We start from the raw sequence: 19,296 nt of genomic DNA on the forward strand, positions 1-19,296 counted from the left end.
ATCTGGGTCGACGCTGGCTGCCATGAGAGGCGGTGCGCCCAACTCTCCGCGCAAGCCCAGCGAGGTGAGCACCCGCAATGCTGGAGGCTGTTCAAGCTCGATCGGCTAGCACGCGTTCGGTTTGCGCAGCGACATCGAGCAGCAGGCGATCGCGGCCACGCGCTGCGATCAATTGCAGTCCGAACGGCAGACCCTTTGCGTCTCTCCCGCACGGAATCGAGATCGCGGGTACTCCCGCGTGATTGGCGAACGGCGTGAACACCGCATGGCCGCGCGGGCTCGCCGGCCTGCCGCCGATCATCGTCGGACCGAGCTGCGTGAGCGGCCAGGCCACACATGGCACGGTCGGCGCCAGCAGCACATCGACGTCCAGAAAAAACGCGGCGAAGGCGCGCGCGATCCGTGCGCTTGCCTGCAGCGCATGCGCGACATCGGCGCCGCCGAGGCCGAGGCCACGCTCGATCTGCTTGGCGATATCAGGATCGAATTGCGTGGCATCATGGCGAAAGGCGTCACCAAACAGCGCGGCCAGCCCGGCATGCTGCAGCGGCATCACCGCGTCCTCGGCGAGGTCTGGCGGCCAGATGGGATCGGCATCTGCGATCGGCATTCCTCCCGCGCGCAGCCGATCAATCGCTCGCTGCAGACCGCTGCCGACTTCGTCGTCGACCGCGACGTCGAGCCCGAGGCGCGGCGAGAACGCCATGCGCAGCGGCTGTGATGCATCCCCCTTTGGCAGATCGAACGTCGCCGGATCGCGCGGATCGATCCCGGCCATGGCTTCGAAAGCGAGCCTCGCATCCTCGACATGTGCTGCGATGGGCGCCACGACGGAGATGCCCCATCCGGCCTCGGCAAAGCCGGGTCCATAGGGAACGGCGCCATAGGACGGCTTGAAGCCGACCACGCCAACATGCGCGGGCGGCCGCCGGCTCGAGCCGCCCGCATCAGTGCCGATCGCCAGCGGCACGAGACCTGCGGCCACCGCCACGGCAGGTCCGCCGGACGATCCGCCGGGCGTGAGATCCGGGTTATGCGGATGCCGCGTCGGCCCATACAGCAGCGACGTGGTGACGCCCTTGCAGGCGAACTCCGAGGTCGCGCCGATGCCCACGATCACCGCGCCGGCGTGGCGCAGGCGCGCGACCGCGATCGCATCCTCGGGCGCCTTGAACCCCGCGAACAGCTTGGAGCCTTGGGTGATGCGCCAGCCGCCAACCCAGATATTGTCCTTGATCACCACCGGCACACCAGCGAGCGGCAGCGCCTCACCCGCTGCCACGCGGGCATCGACGGCGTCGGCCTCCGCGCGCGTTCGCTCCGGATCGATCGTCACGACGGCGTTGAGCGCGCGCGCCGCATCGATGCGCGTCAGCGCCCGCTCGGCCATTTCCCGTGCCGATCTCTGCCTTGCCAGGACGGTCCCTGCGATCTCATCAGCGCGCATCAAAACGCTCCATCAGGAGAACGGCCGCTCCGGCGGCCGCCATCAGTCCAAGGGCGACGAAGCTGCCGCCCAGCCCGACACGGGGAGTGAGCAGCGCGACCAGCAGTGGCGCGGCGACGAGGCCGAGAAACGAAGCCGTGAGCACCGCGCCGGTGGCTTCCGCAACACGTCCGGGCTTGGCCAGATTGGCGATCTCGGCGATGAACACGCCGTTCCAGCCACTCGCCGTCAGCCCGAACGCGAAGGTGAGAAAAATGAGGATCGGACGGGTCATCAGCGGACCCCATAGGCCTATCAGGAGCGCGCAGATCGCCATTCCCGCGCCGGCCATCACCAACACGGCGCGCGCGGAGCGCAGCCGCGTCGCTACCGCGCCCCAGCCGAGCCGGCCAACGAGGCCCGCGCCTTGCGCCGTTGCCAGCACCCAGCCCGCCTCGACGTGACCGAGCGCGAGCTCCGACGTGCCGAAGCTCACGAAGCAGGTGTTGAGGATCACCTGCATGCCGCTGAACGGGATCGAGGCAAGCGCAAGCGCCGCCATGCGGCGGTCGGCGCTGATCAGCTGCAGCCGGTCGGCAAGCCCGAGGCGCGGCATGTCCGGAGGCGCGATGGCATAGGTCGGGCGGAGCCGCTCGAAGCTCGCGAAGGCGACGGCGGCGCATACGATCACTGTCGCATAGGCCGAGCTCGGCGCCAGCATGACGGCGATCGGCGGCAGCAGCAGCGAGCCGACCACAGCTCCGATCTGGCTGCCGGTCTGCCGGATCGAGAACACCATCGCGCGCTTGTCGGCAGGCACCAGACGGCCGAGCAGTGCGGAGCTTGCGGGGGTCTCCGGTCCGACCGCGAGCCCCAGCGTCAGCCCGGCGGCAAGCAGCGCCCAGCCCGTTTCGACCAGCGCCAGCGACATGCCGGCGCAGACCGCTCCTGCGCACAGCGCGGCCACGCGCAGCGAGCCGACCTTCTGCACCAGAGTGCCGCCCCAGAATGAGGACGCCAGGCTGATGCCGAAGGCCGCGGTCGAAAACAGCGACAATTGCTCGATGCTCAAGCCGGCGCGTGGCGCCACGATCCCCGGCGCGAATAGCGCCAGCGACACCAGCGCCTGCAGCGCCGTCATCGCAGCGACGGCAGGCCACAGCGGCGGCGCTGGCGCCGATGCGTCTTTCGCGTCTATCATGCCGCGGCAACCTGAAGGCGGAGAGCGGAATGGCCGGTGGGATCTCGGTTCATGCAGTCGATGTCGCGAACGGACGTCCGGCCTTGGGACTGCGCGTGGCCATCTGGCGTGTCGCCCCCGACCGCACCTTGCTCGCCGAGGGCCTGCTCGGCGCCGACGGGACGTTGCAGGCGCCGGTCGTCAAGGGCGATGGGGTCACCGCCGGCGAGTATGAGGTGCTGTTTCATATCGGCGAGTTCTTCGGAGCAGAGGCGCGAACGAAATTCCTGACCACAGTGCCGTTTCGCTTCGCCATCGACAAGGTCGAGGAGCATTTTCACCTGCCGCTGAAATTCACGCCCTGGGGCTATTCGATCTTCCGCGGGGCTTAGGATTCGTCTCAGGCAAAGGTGGCAATCAGTTTCTCGTCGTAGCCGGGCTTGTCCCGGGCATCCACGCTGATCCGCGATTGCCGGTCGACGTGGATGGCCGGGACAAGCCCGGCCATGACCGCGCTGCCAGAGGGAGACGAACTAGCGCCGTAAGGCCTGAGCGGTCCTCAACCCGTCAGCCGCTTCGACAGTCCCGTCGTGCGCTCCATGATCGCCATCAGCGCGACGGTTGCGATGATCAGCACGCTCGACAGCGCGGCGATGGTGACGTCGAGCTTGCCTTCGAGGTCCTGCCACATCCGGATCGGCAGCATGTCGGTGGCGGCGTCGCGCAGGAACAGCGACACCGGGACGTTGTCGAACGACGACATGAAAGCGATGAAGGCGCCGGAGATGATGCCGGGGCGGATCAGCGGCAGCACGATGCGGCGGAACGTATAGAGCCTGGACGCGCCGAGGATCGCCGAGCTTTCCAGCAGGGTAGGCTCGAGCTGCGCCAGTGCGGCCACCGTGTTGCGGACCACGTAGGGCACGCAGACGATGGTGTGGCCGATCACCAGCGTCAGCAGCGACACCGGCAGGCCGATCAGCGAGAAGAACATCAGTGCCGCCAGACCGAAGGCGAGCGCGGGCAGCACCAGCGGCGACATGAACAGCGAGTCCAGAAGCTTCGCCGTCAGCGTCTTGGAGCGCGAGATCGCCAGCGCCGCGGCGACGCCGAGCACGATCGACAACCCGGTCGACCACAGCGCGACAAAGACGCTGTTACGCGCGGCGAATTGCAGCTGCCAGGCATTCCACAATTCGACGTACCAGCGTGTCGAATAGCCGGGCGGCGGGAATTTCAGCGAGAAGCCCGACGTGAACGAGACGATCAGGACGACCAGCGACGGCGAGACGATCAGGATCAGCGCCAGCACCGCAATCACCGTCATCACGATCTGGAAGCTGAGCGCCTCCCAGTTGCGCTGCCGCTTGCTCATCGCGCATCTCCATAGCCGCGGGCGCGCCGGCCGAGCGTCGAGAACAGCGCGACGATCGCGAGCACTGCGAACAGGAAGATGATCGAGATCGCCGCCGCGAACGGCCAGTTCTGCAAGGTCGAGGCTTGCTGGTAGAGGTACATCGGCATGAACAGCATCTGCCCGCCGCCGACCAGCGACTGGGTGATAAAGGCGGTGATCGCCGCGGCGTAAGTGAGGGTGCAGCCGGCAATGATGCCGGGCATCGACAGCGGCAGCATGACCTTGACGAAGGTCCGCCAGCTGCCGGCGCCAAGCGAGGCCGAGGCGTCGGAGAGATTCGGATCGATGCGCCCGATCGCGGTGATCAAAGGCAGCACCATCAGGGGCATCTGCACCTGCGCCAGCGCCGCGATCAGTCCGCCCTGGGTGTAGATCATGCGCAGCGGCGTGCCGATCAGGCTGAGCGACTGCAAGACGGAGTTGATGATGCCCTGCCGGCCCAGGATGACGATCCAGGCGAAGGTGCGGACCACAACGCTGGTGAGCAGCGGCAGCAGCACGATCATGATGATCAGGGTCTGCACGCGGCTGCCGGAGCGCTGGTACAGCCACGCAATGGGATAGCCGAGCACGAGACAGGCGAGCGTCACCTCGGCGCCGAGCAGCAGCGTCGAGCCGAGCACGGCGAGGCTGAAGGGGTCGGTCAGGAACTTGATGTACTGGCCGAGCCCCCACACCGTCGCCGCGGTGTCGTTGTGCAGCGACAGATAGAGCAGTTGCGCCAGCGGCAGCACGAAGAAGATCGCGAACACCAGGCCCAAGGGCAGTGCAAGCCCCAGGCTGAAGCTGGTCACGTCTCCAGGCGCCGTCATCCGTGCTGTCGTGGCGCTCTTCATCGCGTCAGATCTTGATGTCGCGGTTGAACTTCTCGATCCACGACGCGCGCTGCTCGTTGATCTTCTTCCAGTCCTGGAACACGAACTTCTTCTTCAGCTCCGCGGTGTCCTTTGCCAGCACCTTGGCGATCTCGCCGGACATCGCGACCTTGGTGTTTGTCGGCACGATCAGATAGGGCGAGTTCATCAGGGTCGTCTGTACCTCCGGCGAGAGCGCCGCCTCGATCAGCTTGAAGGCGAGCTCCTTGTTCGGCGAGTTCTTGACGATGTGGATCGTGGTCTTGAACGCGATCGCGCCTTCCTTCGGCGCCACGAACTCCACCGGCACGCCGCGGGCTTTGAGGATCTGGATGGCGTTGAAATTGCCGGGCGAGATGTCGATCTGGCCCTGCTGGAACAGGGTCGCCAGCGCGCCGGGATTGGCGGCGACGGCAGCCAGGTTCGGCTTCAGTTCCTCGAGCGCCTTGAAGCCTTCGTCGACATTGGCTTCGGAGCCGCCACGCATGCGCGCAATCTCGACCAGCCAGCCGGTGCCCAAGGTGGAGTTGAGGTTGGTGATGCCGACCTTGCCCTTGAACTCGGGCTTCCACAGATCCGCCCACGAGGTCGGTGGCGTCTTCACGGTCTCCGGATTGTAGGTCAGGCCGACGACCTGGAAGAACGGCGCCGGGCCCATCGCGTCCTGCGCCTCTGGAATCAGGTCCTTGAAATAGGTGCTCTTGTCGGCCGGGTAGGCATCGACCAGATCCTGCCCGATCGCGACCAGCGCCGGACCCGGATCGTGCAGCATCACGTCGATCGGCGGATTGGCCTTGGCGGCGTTGACCTTGGCGATCTGGTCGACCGACAGCATCGGGTCGAGCACGATGGGCGCATCGCCATTGGCCTTGCGGAAGGCGGGCACCAGCACCGCCTTGTGCGCTTCCTCCCAACTGCCGGTGAAGGTCGCAAACACTAGCGGCCGTGCCTGTGCGAGGCTCAGGCCCGGGAAGGCGTGCATGGCCCCCAGCGTCAGGGCGCTGGTCAGGAGCCGGCGGCGATCAAGCATCATGTTTCACTCCGATGTGTTGGTTGTTCATTGCGGGAAGACAGTGGCGAGTCCGGGCGCGAGCGGCGCGATGCGCACCGCGCTACCAGCCTCGCGCAACGGCGTGCCGCCGGTGCGGGCCTGCGAGATCTTGATGCTCGATCCATCCTTGGCCTTGATCTCGTGGACTACGGTGGCGCCGAGCGGCAGCGCCATGCCGATCTCGCCGGAAAAGCCCGAAGCGTCATCGACGAAGGTGAGGTGCTCGGGACGCAGGCAGACGATGACCTTGGCGGAGGCAGCGACCGGCTTCGGCGCGCGGGCGATGATCTCGCCGCCGGCCTCCAGGGCCACCTTGACCTCACCCGCGTCGGTAGCAACCACGGTACCTTTCAGCTTGTTGGCTGTGCCGACGAAGGTGTTCACGAACAGCGTCTGCGGCTCGTCGTAGATCTCGCTCGGCGTGCCGAACTGCTCGAGATGACCGTGGCTGAGCACCGCGACGCGGTCGGCCATCGATAACGCTTCTTCCTGGTCATGGGTCACGATCAGGGTCGTGGTTCCGGCCATGCGCTGCAGCCGCTTGACCTCGATTTGCATGTCGAGCCGCAGGTTCTTGTCCAGCGCCGCGAACGGCTCATCGAGCAGCAGGATCGACGGCTTGATCGCGAGCGCGCGCGCCAGCGCCACGCGCTGCTGCTGGCCGCCGGACAATTGCCGCGGCAGCCGTTCGCCGAACGGCCCGAGCTGCACCATGTCGAGCAGCCGCTGCGCTTCCTTGGCGCGCGTGGCCTTGTCGACGCCGCGCGCGGCGAGGCCGTAGCCGACATTCTCGGAGATCGAGAGATGTGGAAACAGCGCGTAGTTCTGGAACACGATGCCGACCGCGCGCCTGTTGGGCGGCAACGCGTCGACGACGTCATTGCCGATGATGACGCGCCCCTCGCTCTGGCCGATGAAGCCGGCGATGACGCGCAAGAGCGTGGTCTTGCCGCAGCCGGACGGGCCTAGCAGGGCGATGATCTCGCCGCCCTTCACATCGAGATTGATGTCGGAGACGGCCATCGTGCCGCTGGCGAAGCGGTGCGTGATCCGATCGAGAACGAGCGACTTGGCTTCCGATACGCTGGCCATGGGCTTCCTGCTCTGTTCGTTTGAAAAAAAGCAAGAACCGTGCCGCCTTTTCAGGCAGTAGCCGCCATTTGTGTACAAGCGAGCGCGTGGACGGTATGCCAGTGTGTCGAACGTTGCTCTAACTACGTTTGGCGAGTTTTGCTGTTGCCCTCTCGATCCTGAGATCTGAACTACACGTCGCGATGCTCGAGCCTCGCCGCCAGGGCCTCCGGCAATCCCGTCGTCGGCTTCGCCGCGGGCCGCCGGAACGTCCCGGCCGTCGCCCTGCGCAGCTTCAGCGCCAGCAGCGCCTCGGCCTGTTTCACGGCGGCAATGACCTGATCGACGACCGGCACGGGAATGCGATGCGCGACGCGCGCGGCGAGGCCCGACAGCGGCGCGCCGGCGAAGATCAGCACGTCGGCCTCGTTCTCCTCGACCGCGCGCAGCGCCAGCTCGACCAGCAGTTCCTCCTTTTCGTGCTGCACGTCGGAGATCTGCTTGAAGCTTCCGTCGAGCATGCGGATGCCGGCGCAGCGCTCCAACAGCCCATGCATGCGCACGCACTCTTCATACCAGGGACCGAGCGCCTGCGCGAAGGTGATGATGGCAAAGCGACGCCCGACCATGCAGGCCGTGAGCATCGCGGCTTCGGCAAGGCCGATCACCGGCACGTCGAACAATTCGCGCGCCGCGAACAGGCCGGGATCGCCGAACGCGGCGATGATCGCGGCATCGAATGTGCCGTTGCGCTCCGCCAGCATCTCCAGCGCCACCGCGCCGCCGATCTGCGCCTCGGCGCGGGTGGCGATATAGGGCACCCCGCGCGGCGCGGTGCAGGGGATCAGCGTCGTGCCGGGCGCGGCAGCGTCGCGGCCGACCTGCAGCATCAGGTCGGTGATGTCGGAGCGGATGTTCGGATTGAGCAGCAGGATGTTCATGGCGCCTCGCGGGGGGACGCTCGAGCTTGCCCGAGGCAGCGCGCGTCTGTCCACATCGGAGCTGGTCACGCGGCGCCCGGCATTCCGCCGAGCATGATGGCGACGAAGGTCACGAGCATCGCGGCCATCGCGCCGACGCTCAACATGCGCCGGAGTTTCAGAAACCAGGACCGACCGTCGTCGCCGCTGAAACAAAACTCGTCGACGATCAGGGCTGCCAGCAGCGCCGCTGTCAGGAGCACCAGCGCAGGCCTGGCCGGCAGCAGCAGCGCCGCCCAACCGAGCAGCGCCGGCGTGACGCCCCAGGCCATGCGCCACCAATCGGCCAGGGCCGGCGTCTGCACCGCGAGTCCCCAATGGACCGCGCCGAGGAAGCTGAGGATGACTGCGCCATAGGCGATCTGGGCCTGCAGCGCGATCAGCCGCGCCGGCTCCTGGCCGGTGCTCACCAGCAGCGCAAGACCGACGAACGGGATCAGCCCGCCCAGTCCAAGGATCCGCATGGATGTGGGAATGCCGCTGAGCATGCGTGCCATCTCCGTCAGGTCTCGGGTCGGGCCGAAGGCGCGCTCGCCGTCCGCCGCTCGGACCGGCAGCGGTCCGAGCAGAATTTCACAACGTCCCAGTCGCGCGCCCATTTGCGCCGCCACGCGAAGGGGCGGCCGCAGGCGGCGCAGATCTTGGTCGGGAGGTCGGACTTGCGGCGCATCTTCGGCATGTTCGGTTCACCACGGCACTGGCGTGCCGCGCCAGTCGAAGAAGCCGCCGGAGTCCTTTGCCGCGAGCCGATCGATGACGCCGAGCAGATGACGCGCGGCCTCGGCCGGGGCGATGCCTGAGGCCGAGGCGAACGGCGCAGAGAGCCGCGTCGCCACCGTCCCCGGATGCAGCGCGACGCAGATGGCCTCGGGCGCGCGGCGGGCAAGCTCGATGGCCGCGCAATGCACCAGCTGGTTCAATGCCGCCTTCGAGGCACGATAGCCGTACCAGCCGCCAAGCCGGTTGTCGCCGATCGAACCGACCCGCGCCGACAGCGCCGCGAGCATCGCCTTTCCCGTGCGCGGCAGTTGCGGCAGCAGGTGCTTCATCACCAGCGCGGGCCCCGTTGCATTGACGGCAAAGGCCCGGGCGAGACGGCCTGCATCGAGTTCGCGCCAGCTCTTCTCGGGCAGCATCTCGCCCTCATGCAACCTGCCGGTGGCGATGATCACGAGGCGGATCTCACCGGCTCCCGCAACCTGTTCGGCGGCGCGCGCAAGGCTGTCTTCATCGGCGAGATCGAAAGCAGGGGACGTATTGCGGCTGAAGCCGAGGACGGTATCGAACTGGCCGCTGTCGGTGAGCGCCGCGCTGAGCGCCGAGCCGATCCCGCCGCTGGCCCCGAACACCGCGGCGACGCCGCCGCGCGGGAAGGAGTCCAGCCGGACGGTATGACGAGGCCGAGGCGCCGTGGCCTCCGAAGCGGCGTCACGCGTCTGGTTGGCGATCAGCTGCTCCGTCACGTCCATCCTCGTCCGAGCCGCGCAGCCGATATGATGGCTGCTTGTCGTGTTAACGACGTTGCCCCGTGCTCGGATCATTGCGCTAGGCTGGGCGGAGGCGCTCCGGTTCTGGCGCCCGGAACCGGCCTGCCGGGGATGACTCGTCGCGATCACGATCGGGGGATCGTTCACCGCGCCGCAACGAGTTGCGTCCAAGTTGGCGATGCAAACCGAATGAGCGGTCATGACACCAGAGAGCTCCGCCCTCGCTGTGCGAGGGTTAACCAAATGTTTCGATCGGCCGGCCGTCGACGGGCTCGACCTCGTCGTGCGCGCCGGCGAGTTCTATGCGCTGGTCGGCCCCAACGGGGCCGGCAAGACGACGACCTTGCGCATGGTCGCCGGACTGCTTCGGCCGGATGCCGGCGAGATCGCGATCTTCGGCATCGACGCGCTGCGCGATCCCATTGCCGCCAAGCAGGTGATGGCGTGGGTGTCGGATGAGCCGATGATCTACGACAAGCTTACGCCCCTCGAATATCTGGAATTCGTCGCCGGCCTTTGGGGCGTCGATCCCGCGAGCTCGGGCGACACGGCGCGTGAGCTCCTGGTCTCGCTCGGGCTCGAGCCGCACCTGCACGAGCGCTGCGAAGGTTTTTCCAAGGGCATGCGGCAGAAGGTAGCGCTCGCCGGCGCGCTGGTTCACGACCCGCAACTGATCATCCTCGACGAGCCGCTCACCGGCCTCGATGCGGTCTCCGCGCGTCACGTCAAGGGTCTCCTCGCCGAGCGCGTCCGCCGCGGCGGCACGGTGATCATGACGACGCACATCCTCGAAGTCGCCGAGCGCATGGCGGACCGCATTGGCGTCATCGCCGCCGGGCGGATCGTCGCCGAGGGCACGCTCGCCGAGCTGCGCCAGCAGAATGGCCGCACCGACACCAGCCTCGAAGAGCTGTTCATCGCCCTCGTCGATGTCGAGTCCGCGGCATGACGCGGGCGGCAACGCTGGCCTGGTTCGCCCGGCACGAGATCAGGCTCGCCTGGCGGGAATGGCTCGGCATGATCACGGCCGGCCGGCGGCGCCGCACCCGCGCGGCGATCATCGGGCTCGTGCTGTTCGGCGCCATCATGCATTTGCCGGCCTGGGCCGTGGTCGGCCGCTATGCCGACCTGCAGCCGCCGCTCGACAAGACCGAGCTGATCGTGATCACCGCGACCATCATGCTGTCCTGGGCCTTGATGCTGTCGCAGGCCATCGAGTCGGTCACGCGGGTGTTCTACGCCCGCGCCGATCTCGATCTCATCATGTCCTCGCCGGTCCGGCTCGCCGAGATCTTCTCGGTGCGCATTGCCGCGATCGCGCTCTCCGTGACCAGCATGGCGCTGCTGCTGGCGACGCCGTTCGTCGACGTGCTGCTGATCGAAGGCGGCGTCCGCTGGCTTGCTGCCTTCGTGGTCGTGGCAGCCGTGGGGCTGACGGCTGCGGCGCTGGCGATCGCAATCACCATCGTGCTGTTCCGCCTGATCGGTCCGGCGCGCACGCGGCTGGTGGCGCAGATCCTGGCCGCCGTGATCGGTGCCGGCTTCGTCATCATGCTGCAGATCGCCGCGATCGTGTCCTATGGCACGCTGTCGCGGTTTGCCGTCCTCACCTCCGATGCCGCCGCCGCAATCGCCCCCGATCCTGACAGCCTCGTCTGGCTGCCGGCCCGTGCGGCGCTCGGCGACCCGCAGGCCTTGCTGATCCTGCTTGCGGCCGGGCTGCTGCTGCTCGGGGTCGTCATGATGGTGTTCTCGCCGCGTTTCGCCGACACCGCGATCAGCGCCGCCGCGCAAGGCGTCTCCAGCCGCGCCGGCGCGCAGATCCGCAGCTTCCGCGGCGGCTCCCGGCAGCAGGCGCTCCGGCGCAAGGAGCTCATGCTGCTGCGGCGCGATCCCTGGCTGATCTCGCAGACGCTGATGCAGCTGCTGTATCTCGTGCCGCCGGCCCTGCTGTTGTGGCGCAGCTATTCCGACAGCTCGCAAGCGGTGATCCTGATCACGCCGGTCTTCGTCATGGCGGCGGGCCAGCTCGCCGGCGGTCTGGCCTGGCTCACGATCTCCGGCGAGGATGCGCCTGAACTCGTGGCGACGGCCCCGCTGCCGGCGGCGCGCATCGTGCGTGCAAAGATTGAGGTCGTGCTGATGACCATCGCGGTGATTTTCGCGCCCCTGGTGGTCGCGCTCGCCTGGGTCGCGCCATGGCAGGCGCTGGTGACAGCAGCGGCGGTGCTGATCGCGACGATCTCCTCGACGGCGATCCAGCTGTGGTTCCGCATCCAGGCGCGGCGCAGCCAGTTCCGGCGCCGGCAGACCTCGTCGCGGCTCGCGACGTTCGCTGAAGCCTTCTCCTCGATCGGCTGGGCGGCGACCGCGGCGCTCGCGATCGCGCTGCCGGAAGCCGCAGTGATCTGTGGTCTGATCACCGCGGGTTTGTTGTTCGCGGCCTGGAAGCTCAGTCCGGCGAGGTCCTGATCGCGTCAGCGCAGCACCTCCATGACGGCGGCGGCGAACGCCTCCGGCTCCTCCTGCGGCAAATTGTGGCCGGCGCGCGGGATCACGCGATGCGCGACCCGGTTGCTGAATTTCGCCGCATGCGCGCGGCCGTCGGTCGCCGGGATCACGCCGTCACTGTCGCCGTCGAGCGTGATCGTCGGCACGGAGATGACAGGCTGCGCCGCCAGCCGCCGCTCGAGCTCCTGATAGCGCGGGTCGCCTTCGGCGAGGCCATATCGATGGCGATAGCTGTTGATCACGACGTCGACGTGATCGGGATTGTCGAACGCCGCGGCGGAGCGGGCGAAGGTCGCATCGTCGAAGCGCCAGTGCGGCGACCATTGCTGCCATAGCAGCCGGGCGATCTCGCCGCGGTGTGCCGCAAGCCCGGCACGGCCGCGCTCGGTCTGGAAGTACCATTGGTACCAGAAGGCGAACTCCTGCGGCACCGGCGCGGGCTTGAGCGCCTTGGCGATGTCCTGGATCAGATAGCCGTTGACGGAGACGAGCCCGGCGCAGCGCTCCGGCCACAGAGCCGCGCCGATGCACGCGCCGCGCCCGCCCCAGTCATAGCCGGCGAACACCGCGCGCTCGATATCGAGCGCGTCCATCAGGGCGATCAAATCGGCGCCGATGGCGGCCTGCTGGCCGGAGCGCGGCGTCGACGGATCGCGGAAGCGGGTCGGCCCATAGCCGCGCACATAGGGCACGATGACCCGGCAGCCCTGCGCCGCAAGGCGCGGCGCGACGTCGATATAGGAGTGGATGTCGTAGGGATAGCCGTGCAGCAGGATCACGACCGGACCGTCCGAAGGTCCGCTCTCTACATAAGCGATGCTCAAGACGCCGGCATCGACCGCCTTGATTGGTTGCATCATGTGCGTCTGCGACGATCCGCCCCGATCACTCATGCCTTCCTCCCGTGTTGCCGAGCCTGCCGAGATCGGCGGCCTTTGCGAGGAGGATAGTTCTGATCGGAAATCCTCGCTACACTCGCACGCGCTGTTGAAGGGGAACCGCCATGCTTCGCCCGCTGCTCTCGCTGCTCGCCGTCCTGGTTTCGTTTGGCTCGCCAGCGCTGGCGCAATCCGGGCCGCGCACCAGCGAGTGCCTGGCGATGGCCGGCGAGACGCCGCGCGCGATGCCGGTCAGCCTGCGCCGCACGGCGGCGGCCGGCAACGAGGTGACGATCACCTATGCCGGCCATTCGACCTACTTCATCGACACGCCGATGGGCATCCGGATCGCCACCGACTACAGCGGCGCCTATCAGGTCGGGCGGCTGCCCGATGTCATCACGATGAACCGGGCGCATTCGACGCACTACACGCTGGCGCCCGACCCGCGCATTCCGCACGTGCTGCGCGGCTGGGGCGAAGACGGCAAGCCGGCGCAGATCTTCGAGCGCGTCGGCGACGTGCTGATCCGCAACATCACCACCGACATCCGCCGCTATTTCAGCGACTCGCTCGGCGGAGACATGATCAAGGACGGCAACTCGATCTTCATCTTCGAGGTCGCGGGCCTCTGCATCGGCCATCTCGGCCATCTGCACGTCAAGCTCGACGAGACGCATTTCGCCGCGATCGGCCGGCTCGACGTGGTGATGGTGCCGATCGACGGCACCTACACGATGTCGCTCGATGGCATCTCCGAGATCACCAAGCGGCTGCGTGCCTCGGTGGTGCTGCCGATGCACCGCTTCGCGACGCCGCTCGACGAGTTCATGCGCAAGATCGGCCAGCAGTTCGAGATCGACCGCCGCACCGAGCGGTCCTTGAAGATGTCGCGCGAGCTGCTGCCGTCGAGTCCGACCGTGATCATTCTCGACGGCGTGTAGCTCTATGCGCCGGCCAGGCTGGCTCCGCGGCGGCCGTCGGGCGTGACGAACATGCGCTTGAGCTTGTTGATCACGCGCACCGCGAGGCCAAGCACGTAAGGCTGCGTCTTCAGGCAGAAGGCGAGCTTCTTGACGTGGCCCTCGACGGCCCATTTGGCATGCGCGCCGTCGCGGAAGAAGATCACGTCGCCCGGCCCATAACGCTTTGCCGGGAGCCCGTCGCTCTCCAGAACGATCGCGCCCTCGAGGATCAGGATCGTCTCGTCGAAATCGTAGTACCAGTTGAACTTGCCCTCGGTGCAGCGCCAGACGATGGTCGAGCCGAGGCCGTCGCTGCTGCGGGCGATGGTGCAGGAGGTCGCAGTCGGATTGCCCTCGATGATCCACGACGGCTCGATCGGGGCCGGCGCCAGGTCGACGGCGAGGTTGGCGGTTTCGATCAAGGACGGCGACATCATGGACCTCAAATGCATCGGATTGAAATGACCGGACGGGTGCCGGCATGAGCCTGCAACCGTAGCCGGACGGGCCTGACCGGCGCTTTCCCCGATCGTTAAAATTTGAACTGATCGCCGCGACCCGCCGTCGCATCACAACCACGCCAGCGCTATAAACATCACGCAAGCGCCGCAATTTGTTCGCGGCCTCGCCAAACCTTCTGATCTACTGTTTGCTTGCACTGCAAGATGCGGCCATGCGTCCCGTGGGACGCCCGGCCAGTCCTGCATCGTGCCGTCACCATTAAAGATTTTCCGCCGTCGCAGAGATAAGGATTTCCCAGGATGCGCCGACTGAGCCTCGCCATCGCCCTCACGCTGTCCGCCGCCACCTTTGCAACCACCTCGGTGGTCATGGCCGGCGAAACGCCCGCGCCCGACAATGCCAAGGCCTACTTCATCAACCTCAAGGACGGCGACACCGTCTCCTCGCCGGTCCTGATCCGCTTCGGCCTGTCCGGCATGGGCGTCGCCCCGTCCGGCACCGAGGCGCCGAACACCGGCCACCATCATCTGCTGATCGACGCGCCCGCGCTCGAAGGCGACGCGCTCAACGAGGCCATCCCGGTCGATGCCGGCCACGTGCATTTCGGCAAGGGCCAGACCGAAGCCTCGGTGACGCTGACGCCGGGCAAGCACACGCTGCAACTCGTGCTCGGCGATTGGAGCCACATCCCGCACAACAAGCCGGTGATGTCCGAGCGGATCACGATTACGGTCGAGCCGGCCACCCAGGCGAAGTCGCCATAAGTCGGAAGCACTGCGGCGAACCCCGCCACGGGACATTGCAATGACAAGAGGGCCGGAGCAGATCGTGCTCCGGCCCTTCATGTTTCAGGCCCACTCGCCGTTGCGGAACACCGGCACGCGGCGGCCGTCCTCGTGCAGGCCGTCGATGTTGGTCTCCGCCGCGCCGATCATCCAGTCGATGTGGATCAGGCTCTGGTTGCCGCCTTGGGCGGCGATCTGCTGCGGCGACAGCGAGGTGCCGTTGACGAAGCACTTCGAGTAGCATTGGCCGAGCGCGATATGCGAGGCGGCGTTCTCGTCGAACAGCGTGTTGTAGAACAACAGCCCGCTCTTGGAGATCGGCGAGGAGTGCGGCACCAGCGCCACCTCTCCGAGGCGGCGCGCGCCCTCGTCGGTGTCGAGCACCTTGTTCAGCACCTCCTCGCCCTTCGAGGCCTTGGCCTCGACGATGCGGCCCTCTTCGAACTTGACCTGGATGTTGTCGATCAGCGTGCCCTGATAGGACAGCGGCTTCGAGCTTCTGACGTGCCCGGACACGCGACGGCAATGCGGCGTCGTGAACACCTCCTCGGTCGGGATGTTGGCGTTGCAGACGATGCCGTTCTTGGCGGTCGAGGCGCCGCCTTCCCATTCGTGGCCGTCGGCGAGGCCGATCGTCAGGTCCATGCCGGGGCCGGTATAATGCAGCGCGCTGAAGCGCTGGCCGTTGAGCCACTCGGTGCGCTCGCGCAGCACGGCATTGTGTTTCGCCCAGGCCGATACCGCGTCCTCGCGATCGACGCGCGACGCCGCGAAGATGGCATCGGCGAGCTTGGCCACCGCGACCTCCTCGGGGACGTCAGGGAAGACCAGCTTCGCCCAGGCCGCGCTGGGATAGGCGATGATGTTCCAGTTGGTTTCGAAATTGGTGATCTTCTCGAGCGCCGGCTGATAGGCCTTGGAGTTCGCCTTGCTGGCGCGCGCCACCTTGGCCGGATCCTGGCCGGACAGCAGCATCGGATTGTCGCCGACGATGGCGAGCCGCGCGGTGTTCTCGGAGAACGCCTTGGCCATGCCCTGATACAGCCAGTCGGCGGCGCGGTCGAAGCTCTCGTCGTGGCCGTAGCGATAGCGCGCGAGCGTGAGCTCCTCGTCGGAGAAGAACGAGGTCACGATCCCCGCGCCCGCCTTGTAGGCGTGTTCGGCGACCTTGCGCACCAACGGCAGCGCTACCGACGGCGCCGTCAGCAGCAGATCCTGCCCCGGCTGCAACTGCAGCCCGACCCTCACCGCCACCTCGGCGAGACGGTCGAGCTTCACGGGATCGATGGCGGTCTCGAAGCTGCTGAAATGTGCTGTCATCGGCGGTGTCCAGTTCCGTTGCTTGTGGATGCTGAAGAGATAGGCCAATGGATGGGGCGGTCAATGGCGAAGGCGCGGCTACGCTCTCCGCCGTCATCCCGGCGAACGCCGGGATCCATAACCACCGGTGGACAACGCGGCACAAGCTCGTCGCTCCAGCGTGCCTCATCCATCCGCCGCGGAGTATGGGTCCCGGATCGACGCCGCGCCGCGCGTGGCGCGTCACGGCTTGTCCGGGACGACGCCGAGTTTGTCGATATGACGGATCATCTTCATCGCCGCCTTTGCGATTGATACCGCTGTCATCGCCCGCGCAGGCGGGCGATCCAGTATTCCACCGCTCTCTCAACATAATCACAGCGGCCGCGGCGTACTGGATCACCCGCCTGCGCGGGTGATGACACCGAGACTGCCGAGCAGACTGTCCAGACATGACTGATTGATTCTCGCGGCGCCCATTGGCGTCCGAGTGATGGATCGATCTCACCCCCTCCAGAGCGAGGGTGCAGGGAGAGCCGGGCCTCGACTGAGGCCCGTGGCCCGCCTGCGAAAAAGAATGCAGGCGGCAGGTACCACAGGTCCAGCCGGACAAGCCCGGCCCTCCCTGCGCGATGGTTTGAACGGCTGCTTCGCGATCTCCCCGGTGCGCCGGGCGTGTTGGCCACCGTCATCCGCGGGGCGCTTCGCGCACCACCGCAGACTTGACCTCAGCTTCGGGAGGCCAGGACCACGCGACTTGACCGTACGGGCCAGTGTTGTTCGTCGGCGCGATTGTTCACGCTGCAAACCGGCCCGTCCATCGCATCCCGCTCTCCACGCTTCGTGACGACCGCGCAGCGCCCCTCGTCGATGAGGCGGGATAGCTTGAGAAGATCATAGTATTCTGAAAAGACGAAGCGGAAAATTTTTGCTGACAGGTCTGGACAGGCCAAATCAGCTTGAGCCTGCTCCTGTAATCGGGTTTTGCGCGCATGGCGGTTCGCCCGATGCAACAGCCTGAACGCGCGATCCGGATTCTGTCGAATGCACTGTGAGTCGCCCGACGGGCGAGATTTCCCTCCTTGACCGGCAATCTGTCTCGAATGGGCAGATCCACCTCGACGAGCAGATAATCGAACCGGGGGTGCACCGCTGCACTCAGCAGTCGTCCCAGCGAAGGCATGCGTTCGCAGGGACGACAGCGGAGTTTGGAGCTTCGTTCAGCCCCGCACAGATCGTTCTCCGCGTCGTGCTCCGCGAAACGCGGTCATTTTTTCCTCCCGGGCCGCCCCTCGAGCGCTGAATTGGCGAAGGACGTTTCGACAATGAGTCAAGCAGATACGTTAATTCGGAACCGCGTCAGCGGGCAGCGGCGTCCCGCTTTTGCATGGCTCTCGGGCGATTCGGTCACGTTGAGGACACGTTTGCCGGGTGATTGACGCGCGGCAGGGGGATTTCACAGCGTACAGGAGTCCTCCGAATGTACCGCGTTGTTCTTGTCGTCGCCGCATTGCTTGCTCTCTCCGTTCAGGCTGAGGCGCGTCCTCGTCACCACCATCATTCGTCTTATCACCATCACGTCTCCCATCACCGCTACTCCTATCGCCACCACTCCTACATGAACGCGATGGCTTCGATTCCGGAAGGCCGCGTCGTCGAAGGTCGTGTCGTCGGTGGCCGTCCCTCGGGCTGCCCGCACGCGTTCTGCGGCTGCGAGGCGTCGCTCTACACCTTCGGCCGCGTCATTCCCGAGCTCAATCTGGCCGCCAATTGGCGCCGCTTTCCGCGCGCCATGCCGGCTCCGGGCATGGCCGCGGTCCGCTCCGGGCACGTCATGATCCTGCAGCAGCAGGTGGCCGGCAATGTCTGGCTGGTGCATGACGGCAACTCCGGCGGCCATGTCACCCGCGAGCACCCGCGCTCGATCGCCGGCTACACGATCGTGAATCCGCGCGGCGGCTCGATGTTCGGTGCGGCTGCCGGCAGAACGCGCGAAGCCCGTGCATCGCGCTATCAGCGCCTGGCCCGCACGACGCGCTCGGATGGCTGGATGACGACACCGCCGGTGTTCTAGACCCAGCTATATCGGCGTGAGCCGGGCTGCAACGCCAGGCGTTCTTCCGCTTGACTGTCTCCACGTTGTCATGGCCGGGCTTGTCCCGCCTGCGCGGCCAGAGCCGCTTCGGCGCGAAGGCCCGGCCATCCACGTGGTGCGGTACACGAGAACAACGTCGACGATCGGGGCTATTTCTGCGGCTCCGTGGTCGACCACAGCACGGTCGTCGCGTTCTTCTCATAGGCCATGCCCTTGGGGTAGCTGATCAGCTCCATCTGCAGGTCCCAGGGCGTCAGGAAGTACAGAATCGACTGGCCGCCGGCCGGTCCTTCGGTGATCGGGATCGGACCCTGCATGGTGCGCACGCCCTTCGATTTCAGATAGGCGGCGGCCTGGTCGATGTCGTCGACATACAGCGCGATGTGGTGGCCGCCGAAATCACTGTTCTTCGGTTGCGTCTTGGCCTGGTCCGGCGCCTCGTACTGGAACAGCTCGATGTTCGAGCCGTAGCCGCAGCGGACCATGCTGATCTCGTGAATCACGGCGCGTGGATGCACGTTGACGACGTCCTGCATGAACGTGCCCTTGTCGTCTGAGAACGGCCCGAACGACATTGCCTGCTTGCAGCCGATGACATCGGTAAAGAAGGCGATCGCGGCCTTCACGTCGGGCACCGTGATGCCGGTGTGGTCGTGGCCGCGCAGGCCCGGGATGGAGTCGGCGGCGGCGAGGCTGGAGGAGAGGGCGAGGGCGGCGAGCGTGGTGCTGATGCGTGTGGCGATTTTCATTGAAGGACTCCGACCAAGGATTGACATCGAACGATTGAGGTCTCGGGGTTCGAGACGCGCCGCCAAGACGGCCCTCCTCACCATGA

Annotated in this window: 20 protein-coding genes; 6 read left to right on the top strand and 14 right to left on the bottom strand. The window is 66.6% G+C overall.

What is annotated here, in order from left to right; translation table 11 throughout:
* Positions 1-91: 91 nt before the first annotated feature.
* Together BRADO_RS04045 and BRADO_RS04050 are read right to left on the bottom strand one after the other, a co-directional pair.
* Positions 92-1,447 carry an amidase gene (locus BRADO_RS04045; RefSeq protein WP_041756078.1) on the bottom strand — a complete coding sequence of 452 codons (1,356 nt, stop codon included), beginning with the start codon at positions 1,445-1,447 and terminating at the stop codon, positions 92-94.
* Positions 1,437-2,627 carry an MFS transporter gene (locus tag BRADO_RS04050; protein WP_011924041.1) on the bottom strand — a complete coding sequence of 397 codons (1,191 nt, stop codon included), beginning with the start codon at positions 2,625-2,627 and terminating at the stop codon, positions 1,437-1,439. Before BRADO_RS04050 ends, BRADO_RS04045 begins: the two co-directional genes overlap by 11 nt.
* Positions 2,628-2,656: 29 nt before the next feature.
* On the opposite strand from BRADO_RS04050, the gene BRADO_RS04055 reads away from it, so the two are divergent.
* Entirely contained in the window at positions 2,657-2,998 is a 342-nt protein-coding gene (locus BRADO_RS04055) for a hydroxyisourate hydrolase (RefSeq protein WP_011924042.1), read from the top strand.
* 167 nt (positions 2,999-3,165) lie between these two features.
* Here the strand turns inward: BRADO_RS04055 and BRADO_RS04060 are convergent, their stop codons facing one another.
* The 8 genes from BRADO_RS04060 to BRADO_RS04090 all read right to left on the bottom strand — a co-directional run bounded on the left by BRADO_RS04060 (position 3,166) and on the right by BRADO_RS04090 (position 9,442).
* Positions 3,166-3,981, bottom strand: coding sequence for an ABC transporter permease (locus tag BRADO_RS04060; protein WP_011924043.1), 816 nt, complete (start codon positions 3,979-3,981; stop codon positions 3,166-3,168).
* Positions 3,978-4,859 carry an ABC transporter permease gene (locus BRADO_RS04065; protein ID WP_011924044.1) on the bottom strand — a complete coding sequence of 294 codons (882 nt, stop codon included), beginning with the start codon at positions 4,857-4,859 and terminating at the stop codon, positions 3,978-3,980. The genes BRADO_RS04060 and BRADO_RS04065 overlap by 4 nt, the downstream gene beginning before the upstream one ends.
* Positions 4,860-4,863: 4 nt before the next feature.
* On the bottom strand, positions 4,864-5,910 hold the full coding sequence (locus tag BRADO_RS04070; protein WP_011924045.1) for an ABC transporter substrate-binding protein: 1,047 nt from the start codon (positions 5,908-5,910) through the stop codon (positions 4,864-4,866).
* A gap of 24 nt (positions 5,911-5,934) precedes the next feature.
* Complete coding sequence (locus tag BRADO_RS04075) at positions 5,935-7,020, bottom strand: ABC transporter ATP-binding protein (RefSeq protein WP_011924046.1); 1,086 nt, start codon at positions 7,018-7,020, stop codon at positions 5,935-5,937.
* Positions 7,021-7,190: 170 nt separating this feature from the next.
* Positions 7,191-7,940, bottom strand: a complete 750-nt coding sequence (locus tag BRADO_RS04080; RefSeq protein ID WP_011924047.1) for an aspartate/glutamate racemase family protein — start codon at positions 7,938-7,940, stop codon at positions 7,191-7,193.
* A gap of 65 nt (positions 7,941-8,005) precedes the next feature.
* Positions 8,006-8,476: a DUF3429 domain-containing protein gene (locus BRADO_RS04085; RefSeq protein WP_011924048.1), complete on the bottom strand. Its 471-nt coding sequence runs from the start codon at positions 8,474-8,476 to the stop codon at positions 8,006-8,008.
* A gap of 5 nt (positions 8,477-8,481) precedes the next feature.
* On the bottom strand, positions 8,482-8,658 hold the full coding sequence (locus BRADO_RS33695) for a DUF2256 domain-containing protein (RefSeq protein ID WP_011924049.1): 177 nt from the start codon (positions 8,656-8,658) through the stop codon (positions 8,482-8,484).
* Between the two features lie 7 nt (positions 8,659-8,665).
* A complete protein-coding gene (locus BRADO_RS04090; protein WP_011924050.1) occupies positions 8,666-9,442 on the bottom strand; it encodes an SDR family NAD(P)-dependent oxidoreductase in 777 nt (258 codons plus the stop codon).
* 223 nt (positions 9,443-9,665) lie between these two features.
* On the opposite strand from BRADO_RS04090, the gene BRADO_RS04095 reads away from it, so the two are divergent.
* Together BRADO_RS04095 and BRADO_RS04100 are read left to right on the top strand one after the other, a co-directional pair.
* Positions 9,666-10,415 carry an ABC transporter ATP-binding protein gene (locus BRADO_RS04095; RefSeq protein WP_011924051.1) on the top strand — a complete coding sequence of 250 codons (750 nt, stop codon included), beginning with the start codon at positions 9,666-9,668 and terminating at the stop codon, positions 10,413-10,415.
* Positions 10,412-11,938: a hypothetical protein gene (locus BRADO_RS04100; RefSeq protein ID WP_011924052.1), complete on the top strand. Its 1,527-nt coding sequence runs from the start codon at positions 10,412-10,414 to the stop codon at positions 11,936-11,938. Before BRADO_RS04095 ends, BRADO_RS04100 begins: the two co-directional genes overlap by 4 nt.
* Before the next feature lie 5 nt (positions 11,939-11,943).
* On the opposite strand, the gene BRADO_RS04105 is transcribed toward BRADO_RS04100, so the two are convergent.
* The gene (locus tag BRADO_RS04105) at positions 11,944-12,870 is read right to left on the bottom strand and encodes an alpha/beta fold hydrolase (RefSeq protein WP_011924053.1); all 927 of its coding nucleotides are present in this window, start codon (positions 12,868-12,870) and stop codon (positions 11,944-11,946) included.
* 110 nt (positions 12,871-12,980) lie between these two features.
* Between BRADO_RS04105 and BRADO_RS04110 the strand changes: the two genes are divergently transcribed.
* Positions 12,981-13,799, top strand: a complete 819-nt coding sequence (locus BRADO_RS04110; RefSeq protein ID WP_011924054.1) for an MBL fold metallo-hydrolase — start codon at positions 12,981-12,983, stop codon at positions 13,797-13,799.
* Positions 13,800-13,801: 2 nt separating this feature from the next.
* On the opposite strand, the gene BRADO_RS04115 is transcribed toward BRADO_RS04110, so the two are convergent.
* Positions 13,802-14,254 (bottom strand): cupin domain-containing protein, encoded by a 453-nt coding sequence (locus BRADO_RS04115; RefSeq protein WP_011924055.1) that lies wholly within the window; start codon positions 14,252-14,254, stop codon positions 13,802-13,804.
* 327 nt (positions 14,255-14,581) lie between these two features.
* Between BRADO_RS04115 and BRADO_RS04120 the strand changes: the two genes are divergently transcribed.
* A complete protein-coding gene (locus BRADO_RS04120) occupies positions 14,582-15,046 on the top strand; it encodes a DUF4399 domain-containing protein (RefSeq protein ID WP_011924056.1) in 465 nt (154 codons plus the stop codon).
* Positions 15,047-15,130: 84 nt separating this feature from the next.
* Here BRADO_RS04120 and BRADO_RS04125 read toward each other — a convergent pair whose 3' ends face one another.
* Entirely contained in the window at positions 15,131-16,387 is a 1,257-nt protein-coding gene (locus tag BRADO_RS04125; protein WP_011924057.1) for an aminopeptidase, read from the bottom strand.
* A gap of 1,459 nt (positions 16,388-17,846) precedes the next feature.
* Here BRADO_RS04125 and BRADO_RS04130 point away from each other — a divergent pair.
* Positions 17,847-18,440, top strand: coding sequence for a hypothetical protein (locus tag BRADO_RS04130; protein WP_011924058.1), 594 nt, complete (start codon positions 17,847-17,849; stop codon positions 18,438-18,440).
* A gap of 170 nt (positions 18,441-18,610) precedes the next feature.
* On the opposite strand, the gene BRADO_RS04135 is transcribed toward BRADO_RS04130, so the two are convergent.
* Positions 18,611-19,210: a VOC family protein gene (locus BRADO_RS04135; RefSeq protein ID WP_011924059.1), complete on the bottom strand. Its 600-nt coding sequence runs from the start codon at positions 19,208-19,210 to the stop codon at positions 18,611-18,613.
* Between the last annotated feature and the right edge of the window lie 86 nt (positions 19,211-19,296).

Source organism: Bradyrhizobium sp. ORS 278 (genome assembly GCF_000026145.1).
Taxonomy (GTDB): domain Bacteria; phylum Pseudomonadota; class Alphaproteobacteria; order Rhizobiales; family Xanthobacteraceae; genus Bradyrhizobium.

Bases quoted from the DNA above. Each gene is read 5' to 3' on its own strand.
- BRADO_RS04045 (WP_041756078.1), bottom strand. From the start codon at position 1,447: ATGCGCGCTGATGAGATCGCAGGGACCGTCCTGGCAAGGCAGAGATCG.
- BRADO_RS04050 (WP_011924041.1), bottom strand. From the start codon at position 2,627: ATGATAGACGCGAAAGACGCATCGGCGCCAGCGCCGCCGCTGTGGCCT.
- BRADO_RS04055 (WP_011924042.1), top strand. From the start codon at position 2,657: ATGGCCGGTGGGATCTCGGTTCATGCAGTCGATGTCGCGAACGGACGT.
- BRADO_RS04060 (WP_011924043.1), bottom strand. From the start codon at position 3,981: ATGAGCAAGCGGCAGCGCAACTGGGAGGCGCTCAGCTTCCAGATCGTG.
- BRADO_RS04065 (WP_011924044.1), bottom strand. From the start codon at position 4,859: ATGAAGAGCGCCACGACAGCACGGATGACGGCGCCTGGAGACGTGACC.
- BRADO_RS04070 (WP_011924045.1), bottom strand. From the start codon at position 5,910: ATGATGCTTGATCGCCGCCGGCTCCTGACCAGCGCCCTGACGCTGGGG.
- BRADO_RS04075 (WP_011924046.1), bottom strand. From the start codon at position 7,020: ATGGCCAGCGTATCGGAAGCCAAGTCGCTCGTTCTCGATCGGATCACG.
- BRADO_RS04080 (WP_011924047.1), bottom strand. From the start codon at position 7,940: ATGAACATCCTGCTGCTCAATCCGAACATCCGCTCCGACATCACCGAC.
- BRADO_RS04085 (WP_011924048.1), bottom strand. From the start codon at position 8,476: ATGGCACGCATGCTCAGCGGCATTCCCACATCCATGCGGATCCTTGGA.
- BRADO_RS33695 (WP_011924049.1), bottom strand. From the start codon at position 8,658: ATGCCGAAGATGCGCCGCAAGTCCGACCTCCCGACCAAGATCTGCGCC.
- BRADO_RS04095 (WP_011924051.1), top strand. From the start codon at position 9,666: ATGACACCAGAGAGCTCCGCCCTCGCTGTGCGAGGGTTAACCAAATGT.
- BRADO_RS04100 (WP_011924052.1), top strand. From the start codon at position 10,412: ATGACGCGGGCGGCAACGCTGGCCTGGTTCGCCCGGCACGAGATCAGG.
- BRADO_RS04105 (WP_011924053.1), bottom strand. From the start codon at position 12,870: ATGAGTGATCGGGGCGGATCGTCGCAGACGCACATGATGCAACCAATC.
- BRADO_RS04110 (WP_011924054.1), top strand. From the start codon at position 12,981: ATGCTTCGCCCGCTGCTCTCGCTGCTCGCCGTCCTGGTTTCGTTTGGC.
- BRADO_RS04115 (WP_011924055.1), bottom strand. From the start codon at position 14,254: ATGTCGCCGTCCTTGATCGAAACCGCCAACCTCGCCGTCGACCTGGCG.
- BRADO_RS04120 (WP_011924056.1), top strand. From the start codon at position 14,582: ATGCGCCGACTGAGCCTCGCCATCGCCCTCACGCTGTCCGCCGCCACC.
- BRADO_RS04125 (WP_011924057.1), bottom strand. From the start codon at position 16,387: ATGACAGCACATTTCAGCAGCTTCGAGACCGCCATCGATCCCGTGAAG.
- BRADO_RS04130 (WP_011924058.1), top strand. From the start codon at position 17,847: ATGTACCGCGTTGTTCTTGTCGTCGCCGCATTGCTTGCTCTCTCCGTT.
- BRADO_RS04135 (WP_011924059.1), bottom strand. From the start codon at position 19,210: ATGAAAATCGCCACACGCATCAGCACCACGCTCGCCGCCCTCGCCCTC.